The organism is Ruegeria sp. ANG-S4 (assembly GCF_000814005.1).
Lineage (GTDB): Bacteria > Pseudomonadota > Alphaproteobacteria > Rhodobacterales > Rhodobacteraceae > Ruegeria.
Genome location: NZ_JWLK01000001.1, coordinates 391,775 through 403,220, shown reverse-complemented (window position 1 = coordinate 403,220; position 11,446 = coordinate 391,775). Strand labels below are relative to the sequence as shown.

Below are 11,446 nucleotides of genomic sequence, written 5' to 3'. Positions count from 1 at the left end.
GCATGTCGCTGGAAAAAGCGGTTTGACATACATCAATCGCTTACTCAGGACGTCGCAATCCATGGCAGACCCTTATTTCTTTGGCTATGGCAGCCTCGTGAACCTCTCCACGCATGACTTTCCCGATCCGCGCCCGGCCCGACTGAAAGGCTGGCGTCGCGCGTGGCGGCATACAGACATGCGCCCCGTGGCCTTTCTGACCGCAGTGCCAGATTCCGAATGTGAAATCGAAGGCATGATCGCACATGTTCCGAAAAACGACTGGGCAGCTCTGGATGAGCGGGAATGGGCGTATGATCGGGTCCCCACGACACAATCGGTCTCGCACCCATTGACCCATGAGGTCGAGATCGCGGTCTATGCGGTACCTCATGACAGACAAACGGCACCCAGCGATCATCATCCGCTTTTGCTGAGCTATATCGACGTAGTCGTGCAGGGGTATTTGCGGGAATTCGGGCCAGATGGCGCGGATCGTTTTTTTGCAACAACCGACGGCTGGGAAGCGCCCGTTTTGAATGACCGCGCCCAGCCACGGTATCCACGTCACCAGCAACTCAGCCCTTCAGAAACCGAGTTTGTTGATGACCGGCTTAGCCGCGTTTCGGTGCGGGTCATTCAGCCTGAGCAACAAAAGAAGGCAAATGAATTGCCTGCCGCCTTTAAGTTCTAGCGGTGGCTAGCTGCGGGCGCGGATCACTTGCAAAAGGGGCAGCAGCGTTGCCATCTCCGGGCCGCGCTCCATTCCCGTCAAGGCCTTGCGCAGCGGCATAAACAGGGCTTTGCCTTTTCGCCCTGTCGCATCCTTGACGGCGGTGGTCCACTTGCCCCAAGTCTCGCCATCGAACGGGCCCTCGGGCAGCAACGCTACGGCCTCTGCAACAAAGTCGCGGTCCTCGTCAGCGATCAGCGGTTCTGCACCATCCCGGCACAAATCCCACCAACCCTTTAGATCGGCCAGGGTTGTGATATTTTCGCGCGCCATCGCCCAAAAAGGTTCGGCCAGATCTGCGGGAACGCCGGCATCTGCCACGGCCTCCGCAACATCCGCCAAAGGCAGCGATTGCAGGTGTTTTGCGGTGAGTGGGAACAGGTCCTGTACGTCAAACTTTGTCGGCGCCGAACCAAACCGGGTAACATCGAAACCATCAATCAACTCGGCCATATCCGAGCGCAGCTCGACGGGGTCGGACGAACCCAGCCGTGCCATCAGGCTCAGCAACGCCATGGGTTGCACCCCTTGCTCGCGCAGGTCGCGCAGCGCCAACGTGCCCAATCGCTTGGAAAGGGCCTCACCCTGCGGGCCGGTCAGCAGCGAGTGATGGGCAAATCGAGGGCAAGCGCCGCCCAACGCTTCGATGATCTGAATCTGAGTCGCAGTGTTTGTCACATGGTCCGAGCCGCGCACGACGTCGGTTACACCCATCTCGGTGTCGTCCACGACCGACGCAATCGTATAGAGAACCTGACCATCGCCTCGGATCAGTACGGGATCGGACACCGAAGCGGCATCGATCGAGATCTCACCCAAAATGCCGTCATTCCACTCGATCCGCTCGTGATCCAACTTGAACCGCCAGACACCATTGCCGCGCTCGGCGCGCAAGGCGTCCTTTTCGGCATCGCTGAGGTTTAGCGCGGCGCGGTCATAAACCGGTGGTTTGCCCATGTTCAGCTGTTTCTTGCGCTTCAGGTCCAATTCGGTCGGCGTCTCGAACGCCTCATAAAACCGGCCCATCTCACGCAGTTTGTCGGCGGCTTCGGCATAACGGTCCAGACGATCTGACTGGCGTTCGACCCGATCCCAATGCAGACCCAGCCAATCCAGATCCTGCTTTATGGCGTCGACATATTCCTCTTTCGATCGCTCAGGATCGGTGTCGTCGATGCGCAGAATGAAGGTGCCCCCGGCCTTGCGGGCGATGAGGTAGTTCATCAGGGCGGTGCGCAAGTTTCCGACATGGATATAGCCGGTGGGCGACGGGGCAAAACGGGTGGTGGTCATGGGTGTCTCCTGTTGGCGCGGCTCATGTCACATGGGCACGTTTTTGTCCAGCAGGGCGTGTCAGGTCGGCTGAACCGGCCACTGGCGATTCAAGTCCGCCAAACCGGCACGAATAAGCTCTTCTAGGACATCCAGGTCGATGTCTTCCAGCTTGTTGATATAGAGACAGGACTTGCCCAGCCTGTGTTTACCCAACCGCTGTAGAATATCAGTAAAGTCCGAATATCCCGGCATAATGTAAATCGAGTGCGCAGGCTTGCGTGGTGAAAACCCGGTCGCCAGAAAATCGCCCTCGCGCCCGGACTTGTAGCGATAGTGATACCGCCCATAACCAACGATGGACGATCCCCACATGGCAGGCCGGAATCCCGTGGCCTTGCGAAACAAACCATCCAGCACCCGCGCCTCTCGGGCCCTTTTCACTGGTTCAACGGTTGCAAGATAGCTTTCCAGGCTTTGGCCCGTCGGGGCAGTCTTGTTTGTAGATCGCGACATGAACAAAAATTAACACGTAATTTTCATCCCGGCAGCCCATGTCTTGGGCTATTAAACTGGCAAGCGACATCTACCGAGCTAGTTCAACCATTGGCGTTCTGACAGGGAGACTAAGAAATGGCCATCAATCTGACACGCAGGGCGGCCTTGGGCGCAGCTGCTGCATTACCTTTTGCTTCTGCCGCTGCCCCGGTTCTGGCAGCAGGTGCTGAAACAAAAGCGAATTCAACTGTCGCAAAATCATTCCAATTGGGCGATTTCACCGTGACCACGTTGCTGGACGGCAGCCTGCCGCGCGATGGTGCAAAGGATATCTTTGGCGGCGGTGCCTCGGATGAGGACTTCGCACAAGTCTCGGCCGACAACTTCATTTCCCCGGAAGTCGCGCAGTTTTTCTTCACACCCACTTTGGTCAATACCGGGTCCGAGCTTGTCCTGTTCGACACAGGGCTCGGCCAGGGCGGCATTCAGGCAGCACTGGCCGATGCGGGTGTGACGCCCGATCAAATTGATGTCGTCGTTCTCACGCACATGCATCCTGACCACATCGGCGGCATGACTACAGACGATGCGGCGACTTTTGCGAATGCGCGTTACGTCACCGCGGCGCCGGAATATGACTTCTGGTCGGCACAAGAGGCCGGAAACCGCGTTGGTGATCTGGTGGCTGCCAAGGTTACGCCTTTGGCGGAGAAGATGACCTTCATTGAAGATGGTGGCGATGTCGTATCAGGTGTTACTGCCATGGGTGCCTTTGGCCACACGCCGGGCCATATGGTGTATCACCTTGAAAGCAACGGTCAGCGTTTGATCCTGACGGCAGACCTTGCAAACCATTACGTCTGGTCCTTTGCGCATCCTGAATGGGAAGTCCGCTTTGATATGGACAAGGCGGCGGCAACTGAATCGCGTCGCAACGTTCTGGGTCTGTTGGCCGCGGACAAAGTGCCGATGATCGGCTATCACATGCCCTTCCCTGCGGCAGGATATGTGGAAACACGTGGCGATGGCTTCCGGTTTGTTCCGGTCAGCTATCAGATGATGGGTTAATATCCCGGATCCGGCCGCACTTCTGAACCGTCCCGGAAACGAGACAGGCGAAAGGCGGCCGGATCGACACAAGGATCGGTTTGTGTAACCAAATCGGCCATCAACCGCCCTGCACCCGGCCCGATCCCGAAACCGTGGCCGGAAAACCCGGTGGCAATGTAAAGGCCGGGCATCTGATCCACCTCTGATACGACCGGAACCGCGTCCGGGGTCACGTCGATGAACCCCGCCCAACTCTGAACGATTTCCGAACTCTCGAATATTGGAAACCCTTTTCGTGCAGTTGACCAAGCGTTTTTCAGCGCCTTTTTGGACGGCTCGGGGTCCAGAATCCGGCAATGCTCGAACGGGGTCACATCTGTCGGCATCCAGGTGCGAACGTGATTTGCCTCGATCGTCCAGCGACGCGAAAAACGGAACCTCAATGACCGCCATTCCTGCCTGAATGCGGGCAAAAACCGTCGGGCCAGCCGAACGCAATCCGGCACGATGTCAACGGTATTCTCATAGCCTGAGGCGATGGAAAAACCTCCATCCGCGCGCCTGCGAATGGCAAAATCGTCAGACCACAAAGCGATTTCCGGACCGCTTTCAACCGGAGATGTGCGCATCACGGTGTTCAGGACTTTGAGCTGCGGCAGGTCGATTCCCAGGTTGCCTGCAAACAATCGCGACCACGCGCCGCCCGCCAGCACAACCTGCGCACACGCGACGCGGCCCCGCTCGGTAAAAACGCCGGACACTTGGCCCGCTTGCGCATCGATGCTGCGTACCGCGCAATTGGTCATGATCACTGCGCCCCGATCGCGGGCTGCCTCGGCCATCGCAGGGGCGGCCCATTGCGGTTCAGCCCTGCCGTCCTGCGGCATGTAAAGGGCGCAGTCAAACGCGTTGGCATGCCCGGGCAGCAATTGGTTCAATTCCCTACCCGACACGAGACTTGCACCAGTCTGCAACCCGTCAACGTTGTGCAACCAACGCTCATAATTTCGACTCGATCTGGCATCTGACGCACCAAAAAGAATACCAGAACGCGCGTAGCCCGTATTGCGCCCGACGCGTTCATCCATCCCCTGCCACGCGTGTTGGGCAACTTGCATCAGGGGAATTTCGCGCGGATCACGCAAGCCCAGCCGGACCCAACCCCAATTTCTGGAGCTTTGTTCACCGGCAATCTGGCCCTTTTCGCATAAAAGGACCGAAACGCCACGCTCGGCCAGCTCAAGCGCTGTGCTGGACCCGATGATGCCCCCACCAATGATGACCACGTCGACCTGTTTGGGCAGGCGCAAATCTGATTCGACGGGGGTTGGCTTGGGACCCGGCATTTACCGCTCAGTACGAGTGCGTTGGATCGGTATGGAGCCCCAGGATAAAGGCCGAGACAATGCTCAAAGGCCACAGCGCCGGGGAATTAGCCCGACCTGTGGCCATTCGGTCAACGCACGGCAAATCGCCAGTGCGGAATTAAGAGAGGAACAGGGCTACTTAAGCAGCGCCAGACAGCTGGGCCCATTTCTGCCGAAGAACAAAACCAACGCCTTCCACCTGTTTGCTTGGCTGCGATGCGCGCGGCTCTTGCGGGCGCAAATCGGGAAATTCCGGTCGCCGCGTCGTTTGCTCGGCACCTGTCGGTTCCGAAGGCGTATCATCGCCGATCAAATCGGCAATCGTTGCGTCCAGCGCAACTTCATCCAGTTCCTGCGCCGGAGACTCCATTGTCTTGTACTGCAATGGCGCATGAAGCGGCTTGTCATAATTATCAATCATTTTGACCACCAATACCAATCACTGCACCCACACACATTGGTGCATATACCCAGTTACACACATCCGGCACGTTGGCTAAAACGGCAGCAAACTCCGCCGGATTGCGTCACGCTCGCCCCATAAGAGGCAAACCCCTGTCATAAATGTGGCAAAAAATAGGCCAAAACGCAAGATTGGTTTTCAGATAACGTATTGGAATAGCTGACTTTTGCGGACAATACACACAAAGAAAGGCTACTGTCTACGAATTCGCAACAGAAGGGAACTGGGCTGCCTAACGCAACGTCTGTCAGAAAACCGTCATCCCCGATCGCGCCAGCGATTCACGATTGGGTACCGACGGTCCAGCCAAAATGCGTGTGGGGTCAAACGGGTTCCGGGCGCGGATTGAAACCGCTTGTATTCGCTGATGTAGATCAGATGTTCGACCCGCTTTGCATCCGCTTCCGCAAATCCGGCGGCCACGCAATCGGCAACGGAACCGTCGCGATCAACCAAGATTTCCAGAATGGCATCGAGAACCGGGTAATCAGGCAAACTGTCGCTGTCTTTTTGATCCGCCCGCAGTTCCGCGCTCGGGGCTTTTTCGATTACCGAAGACCGAATGACTTCGCCCGCCTGGCCCTGCATCCAGTCGCGGTGGTTGGCATTTCGCCAGCGACAGGTTTCAAACACTCGGGTCTTGTACAAGTCCTTGATCGGATTGTAGCCACCGTTCATGTCGCCATAAATTGTGGCGTAACCAACCGCGACCTCAGACTTGTTTCCCGTGGTCAGCAGCATCTCGCCAAATTTGTTCGAGATTGCCATCAGCAAAACGCCGCGCAAACGTGACTGGATGTTTTCCTCGGTCAGGTCCTCGTCTCGCCCTTCAAACAAAGGCGACAGAGTGCCAGTCACCGCCGCGCGGCTTTCCGAGATCGGGACAAAGTCGTAGTGAACACCAAGGGCCTTGGCGACAGCTTCGGCATCGTCCAGAGAACCCTGGCTGGTATACTCGGACGGCAACATCACGCACCGCACATTGCCGGGCCCGATCGCGTCCACCGCAATTGTCGCGACCAATGCTGAGTCCACGCCGCCCGACAGACCCAGAACCGCCTTTGTGAACCCCGTTTTGGCCATATAGTCCCGCAAGGATTGAACCATTGCGCGATAGTCCTGTTCCCAAGCGTCAGGCTGCGGCACAACCTCGGCGGGTTCGATGGACCAACCGGCATCGCCGCGCGCCAGATCGACATGACAAATTGCTTCGTCAAAGACGGGCATCCGGAACGCCAGTTCGCCGCCCGGGTTCAAGCCAAACGTCGCGCCATCGAACACCTGATCGTCTTGCCCGCCGACCATGTTGAGGTAAATCACTGGCAGTCCGGTTTCGACCACACGCGCAACCATATGGTTCAGGCGGATATCGTACTTGTTTCGAAAATAGGGCGATCCGTTGGGTATCAGCAGAAACTCCGCCCCGCTTTCTTCCAGCGTCTCTGCAACGTCTTCATGCCAGCCATCTTCGCAGATCGGGCTGCCGATGCGCGTATTGCCGACAGCGTACGGACCGCCCATCGGACCCGCGTCATACAATCGGACTTCGTCGAAAACGGTCTCGTTCGGCAGGTGGTGCTTCAGGACCTTGCTGGCGATACGCCCACCCTTGAGGATCAGATAGGCGTTAAACAGCCTGCCGTCCTCAATCCACGGACCCCCAATCGCAAGGGCCGGACCGTCGGCGCATGTCGCCGCAAGATCCTGAACGGCAGCTATCGCCGCCTGATGGAAAACGGGCTTCATCACCAGGTCCTGCGTATTGTATCCGGTGATGAACATTTCGGGCAGCGCCACCAGATCCGCACCGGCATCGCGCCCCTGCTGCCAGGCTGTGGCCGCTTTGGCAGCGTTTCCGGCGATATCCCCGACGGTGGGGTTCAGTTGTGCCAGCGTGATGCGGAAACGGTCGGCCATTCTTGCCCCCTGCCTTCGTCTGTTTCAAAACGCGTTTAACAGATCATGCCGCAAGTAAAAGGCCAATGCGGCAAAAGCCGTTGCCCTGCCCCGTGCGGTATCCTAGTTTTGCGCCAACATGAACAAATGCCGCGCAGTTAACAGGCAGGTAAAACCATGACCGTGATCCGCACTTCCCTTGCCATTGCAACGCTCGCCCTGACCGCGCTGTCGGCGACGGCGCAAGAAGACGGCCAGATCGTCACCGCTGACGACGATGTTGGCGGAGTTTACGAAGGCACCTTTCAGGGTGGCCTTCGACATGGCACCGGCACCTACCGTCTGCCTGACGGGTTCGAGTACACCGGCGAGTGGTTTGAAGGGGAAATTCAGGGGCAAGGCACCGCGCGCTATGCCAATGGCGCGATCTATGAGGGCAGTTTTTCACAAGGCCAGCCGGACGGGACCGGCAAGATCATTTATGGCGACGGCAGCAGCTATGAAGGCGAGTGGTCGGCCGGCACGATCAATGGAACCGGGGTTGCCGAATACGTGAGCGGATTGCGCTATGAAGGCGGGTTTCGCAACAACCTTCGCCACGGAAAAGGTGTGATTTCGTCTTCGGACGGCTATTCCTACGATGGCGACTGGGTCGATGGCATCAAACAGGGAAAGGGTGTCATCACCTACCCGACCGGCGATGTTTATGAAGGCGATGTCAACGCCGGGCAGCGCCACGGTCAGGGCGTTCTGACCATGGCCAACGGCATGATCTACGACGGGACGTGGACCGAAGGTCAGATCACCGGCACCGGCCGTCTGACGCAAGCCAACGGCGACGTGTACGAAGGCGAGTTGCTTAACGCGCGCCGCCACGGAAAGGGCAAGGCGACCTATGCCAACGGAACGGCATATGAAGGCGATTTCCTGAATGATCGCCGTCACGGCAAGGGGCGTTATCTGGGTGCTGACGGCTTCGATTACACCGGCGAATGGGCAGACGGTCAGATCGAGGGACTTGGCGAGCTAACATACCCGGACGGCACAACCTATGTCGGCGATTTCAGCGCCGACCTGCCGCACGGCAAAGGCATTCAAACCGCCCCGGATGGAACGGTTTACGACGGTGACTGGATTGCCGGTGTGTTCGAAGGCAGAGGCACCGCAACCTATCCAAGTGGCGTCGTCTATTCCGGGCAGTTCAAAAACGGCGTGAGCCACGGCACTGGGGTGCTGACACTGGCAAATGGCTACCGGTATGACGGCGACTGGGTCGAAGGCGTCCGACGCGGTACCGGAACAGCCAGTTTCTCGGACGGCACGGTCTATGAAGGTGGGTTCGAAGACGGTCAGCGACACGGACAAGGCACGATCAAGACGCCCAGCGGATTCACATATTCCGGCAGTTGGATTGAGGGAAAGATGAGCGGTACCGGTGTCGCGACCTATGCAACCGGCGACGTCTACGAAGGCAACTTTCTGGACAACAAACGCCACGGCGACGGAACAATGCGATACGCAAATGGCCAGGAAGAAACCGGCGTTTGGGAGAATGGCGTATTGCCAGAAGCAAACCGTGCTGCGCCCCAAGACCCGCAGGCCAGCGACGAGACGGTCGCGCCCTCGTCAGACGGCTGACTGTCCTACCAGGGTATTGGTTTTCCCGCCCAATCGAAAAAACCGCCTGTATCATCGGGGTTGAGACCTTCAATCACCGACAAAAGGTTTTGTGCGGCTTGCGCCGGTGCAACGGACGGATGGCGTCCGAGGTACTTTTCCGTAAAGGCAGTTTTGACCGTACCGGGGTGTAACGCGACGCAAACTGCCTGCTTATGCGTTCGCGCCAATTCAATTGCTGCGGTGTGAACGATCTGATTGACCGCCGCCTTGGCCGCGCGATAGCTGACCCAACCGCCCAACCTATTGTCGCCAATTGACCCAACCCGCGCAGACAACACGCCAAAAACGGCACGCCGGTCGCGTGGCAGCCACCGAACGGCCTGTTTCAATGCCAAGGCCGGGCCGACGGCGTTCAACGCGAATTGGTCCATCATCGCTTCGGCCGACAGTGCACGCAGGGTCTTTTCCGGCGCGGCCCCGTCAATCTCGAGCGCACCTGTGGTGACAAGCACTAGGTCAAAGCGGCCTTCGACCGCAGCCAAGGTTTTCTCGGCAGCTTCCGGGTTCATCAAATCCAACCCGTTCGCCGATCGCGATAGGCCGGTCACATGAACGCCGCTCTCGGCCAGTTGAGAGTGGATTGCAGCGCCGATACCGCCCGTTGCGCCAAGGATCAAAGCTGATTTCATGAATTGGCACTTAGCGGAATTCTCTGACCAATCAACTGTGCTGTACGCGAACCTTCAGACAGCTGAATTTCCTGCTTTTCATTCCTAACGCGACCTGTATAACCTAGCTTTATGATCAACCGCGCAGATATCCTTGTTGCCGACACCGCCCTTCGCGGTGCGTCACTGCGTGGCCTACTGATCCTAATCCGCCTCTGAGCGTGCCATCCGGCGCGCCCGCTCAGAGGAGGACGCCCGCGCGCCATAGGCTTTAGGACAGAAGAAGAAAGAGATTCCCATGACCAACGTGACCGACCAAGACCGCGTCTTGATCTTTGACACAACCCTGCGCGACGGCGAGCAGAGCCCGGGCGCAACCATGACGCACGACGAAAAACTCGAGATTGCCGAGCTGCTTGACGATATGGGCGTCGACATCATTGAAGCCGGGTTCCCAATTGCGTCCGAAGGAGACTTCAAGGCAGTTTCCGAGATTGCCGAAAGATCCAGGAACAGCCGCATCTGCGGTCTGGCCCGCGCCAATTTCGCAGATATCGACCGTTGTTGGGAGGCGGTGAAACACGCCGGCAAGAACCGTATCCACACCTTTATCGGGACCTCCCCGCTGCACCGTGCCATTCCCAACCTCACGCAGGACGAAATGGCCGAAAAGATCCATGAAACGGTCAGCCACGCGCGCAATCTGTGCGAGAACGTTCAGTGGTCGCCGATGGATGCAACCCGGACCGAGTGGGACTATCTCTGCCGCGTGATCGAGATCGCGATCAAGGCCGGTGCAACGACGATCAACATTCCCGATACGGTGGGCTATACTGCGCCGGTCGAAAGCGCCGACCTGATCAAACGTCTGATCGAAACGGTCCCGGGCGCGGACGAGGTTATCTTTGCAACCCATTGCCACAACGACCTCGGCATGGCGACGGCCAACTCGCTGGCCGCGGTGGCAGGCGGTGCCCGTCAGATCGAATGCACCATCAACGGTCTGGGCGAACGTGCAGGCAACACCGCGCTGGAAGAGGTCGTAATGGCGCTGCGGACACGCAACGACATCATGCCGTGGAACACCGGCGTCGACACGACCAAGATCATGCATATCTCGCGCCGTGTCGCGACTGTCTCGGGCTTCAATGTGCAGTTCAACAAGGCCATCGTCGGCAAGAACGCTTTTGCCCACGAAAGCGGCATCCATCAGGACGGGATGCTCAAGAACCGCGAAAACTTCGAAATCATGCGCCCCGAGGATATCGGCCTGTCTGGCACCTCACTGCCTTTGGGCAAACACTCGGGCCGCGCAGCGCTGCGCGACAAGCTGAACACGCTGGGCTATGAAGTTGGCGACAACCAACTCAAAGACATCTTCGTGCGGTTCAAGGAACTTGCAGACCGAAAGAAAGAAGTGTTCGACGACGACATCATTGCCCTGATGACCCTGGACGATGATGACGGTAATGATCACCTGCAACTGGTGTCGATGAAAGTCACTTGCGGCACGGTCGGCAAGGCCGAAGCCACCATCGAAATGGATGTAGACGGTGAAGAGATCATCGCGACCGAAACCGGTGATGGACCTGTCGATGCCGCCTTCCGCGCCATTCGGGCGGTGCATCCGAATACGGCTCATCTGCAACTCTATCAGGTGCATGCGGTCACCGAAGGAACAGACGCGCAGGCCACGGTTTCTGTCCGGCTGGAAGAGGACGGCATGATCGCAACAGGACAGTCGGCGAATACCGACACAGTCGTGGCCTCTGCCAAGGCGTATATCCATGCGCTGAACCGTCTGATCGTACGCCGGGCCAAGGCCGGTCCCGGGGCCGACACGCGTGAGATTTCTTACAAAGACCTGTCGTGACCAAAGCGACGGCGATCCTTCTCCGAT

At 58.1% G+C, this 11,446-nt stretch carries 10 protein-coding genes; 4 read left to right on the top strand and 6 right to left on the bottom strand.

The genetic code is table 11. From position 1 onward, the window contains the following. Positions 1-61: 61 nt before the first annotated feature. Entirely contained in the window at positions 62-673 is a 612-nt protein-coding gene (locus RA28_RS02100) for a gamma-glutamylcyclotransferase family protein (protein WP_039523225.1), read from the top strand. A 6-nt stretch (positions 674-679) separates the two neighbouring features. Here the strand turns inward: RA28_RS02100 and gltX are convergent, their stop codons facing one another. Both gltX and RA28_RS02090 read right to left on the bottom strand, forming a co-directional pair. Then, positions 680-2,005 (bottom strand): glutamate--tRNA ligase, encoded by a 1,326-nt coding sequence (gene gltX, locus RA28_RS02095; protein WP_039523221.1) that lies wholly within the window; start codon positions 2,003-2,005, stop codon positions 680-682. A gap of 60 nt (positions 2,006-2,065) precedes the next feature. Next, positions 2,066-2,500 (bottom strand): DUF1801 domain-containing protein, encoded by a 435-nt coding sequence (locus RA28_RS02090; protein ID WP_039523218.1) that lies wholly within the window; start codon positions 2,498-2,500, stop codon positions 2,066-2,068. A 117-nt stretch (positions 2,501-2,617) separates the two neighbouring features. On the opposite strand from RA28_RS02090, the gene RA28_RS02085 reads away from it, so the two are divergent. After that, on the top strand, positions 2,618-3,550 hold the full coding sequence (locus RA28_RS02085; protein WP_039523216.1) for an MBL fold metallo-hydrolase: 933 nt from the start codon (positions 2,618-2,620) through the stop codon (positions 3,548-3,550). Here the strand turns inward: RA28_RS02085 and RA28_RS02080 are convergent. From RA28_RS02080 to RA28_RS02070, 3 genes are all read right to left on the bottom strand, one after another. Beyond that, entirely contained in the window at positions 3,547-4,878 is a 1,332-nt protein-coding gene (locus RA28_RS02080; protein ID WP_039523214.1) for an NAD(P)/FAD-dependent oxidoreductase, read from the bottom strand. The genes RA28_RS02085 and RA28_RS02080 overlap by 4 nt on opposite strands. 160 nt (positions 4,879-5,038) lie before the next feature. Next, positions 5,039-5,320 (bottom strand): hypothetical protein, encoded by a 282-nt coding sequence (locus RA28_RS02075; RefSeq protein WP_039523212.1) that lies wholly within the window; start codon positions 5,318-5,320, stop codon positions 5,039-5,041. 300 nt (positions 5,321-5,620) lie between these two features. Continuing rightward, positions 5,621-7,279 (bottom strand): NAD+ synthase, encoded by a 1,659-nt coding sequence (locus tag RA28_RS02070; protein WP_039523210.1) that lies wholly within the window; start codon positions 7,277-7,279, stop codon positions 5,621-5,623. Between the two features lie 156 nt (positions 7,280-7,435). Here RA28_RS02070 and RA28_RS02065 point away from each other — a divergent pair, with 156 nt between their 5' ends. Further along, entirely contained in the window at positions 7,436-8,896 is a 1,461-nt protein-coding gene (locus tag RA28_RS02065; protein ID WP_039523208.1) for an MORN repeat-containing protein, read from the top strand. Between the two features lie 5 nt (positions 8,897-8,901). Here RA28_RS02065 and RA28_RS02060 read toward each other — a convergent pair whose 3' ends face one another. After that, positions 8,902-9,567 (bottom strand): SDR family NAD(P)-dependent oxidoreductase, encoded by a 666-nt coding sequence (locus RA28_RS02060; protein ID WP_039523206.1) that lies wholly within the window; start codon positions 9,565-9,567, stop codon positions 8,902-8,904. A 277-nt stretch (positions 9,568-9,844) separates the two neighbouring features. On the opposite strand from RA28_RS02060, the gene RA28_RS02055 reads away from it, so the two are divergent. Continuing rightward, positions 9,845-11,419, top strand: a complete 1,575-nt coding sequence (locus RA28_RS02055; protein ID WP_039523204.1) for a 2-isopropylmalate synthase — start codon at positions 9,845-9,847, stop codon at positions 11,417-11,419. Positions 11,420-11,446: the final 27 nt, after the last annotated feature.

What these genes read in the sequence shown, in the direction of transcription:
- RA28_RS02070 (WP_039523210.1), bottom strand. Translation starts at nt 7,279, where the DNA reads ATGGCCGACCGTTTCCGCATCACGCTGGCACAACTGAACCCCACCGTC.
- RA28_RS02065 (WP_039523208.1), top strand. Translation starts at nt 7,436, where the DNA reads ATGACCGTGATCCGCACTTCCCTTGCCATTGCAACGCTCGCCCTGACC.
- RA28_RS02055 (WP_039523204.1), top strand. Translation starts at nt 9,845, where the DNA reads ATGACCAACGTGACCGACCAAGACCGCGTCTTGATCTTTGACACAACC.
- RA28_RS02060 (WP_039523206.1), bottom strand. Translation starts at nt 9,567, where the DNA reads ATGAAATCAGCTTTGATCCTTGGCGCAACGGGCGGTATCGGCGCTGCA.
- RA28_RS02075 (WP_039523212.1), bottom strand. Translation starts at nt 5,320, where the DNA reads ATGATTGATAATTATGACAAGCCGCTTCATGCGCCATTGCAGTACAAG.
- RA28_RS02100 (WP_039523225.1), top strand. Translation starts at nt 62, where the DNA reads ATGGCAGACCCTTATTTCTTTGGCTATGGCAGCCTCGTGAACCTCTCC.
- RA28_RS02085 (WP_039523216.1), top strand. Translation starts at nt 2,618, where the DNA reads ATGGCCATCAATCTGACACGCAGGGCGGCCTTGGGCGCAGCTGCTGCA.
- RA28_RS02080 (WP_039523214.1), bottom strand. Translation starts at nt 4,878, where the DNA reads ATGCCGGGTCCCAAGCCAACCCCCGTCGAATCAGATTTGCGCCTGCCC.
- gltX (WP_039523221.1), bottom strand. Translation starts at nt 2,005, where the DNA reads ATGACCACCACCCGTTTTGCCCCGTCGCCCACCGGCTATATCCATGTC.
- RA28_RS02090 (WP_039523218.1), bottom strand. Translation starts at nt 2,500, where the DNA reads ATGTCGCGATCTACAAACAAGACTGCCCCGACGGGCCAAAGCCTGGAA.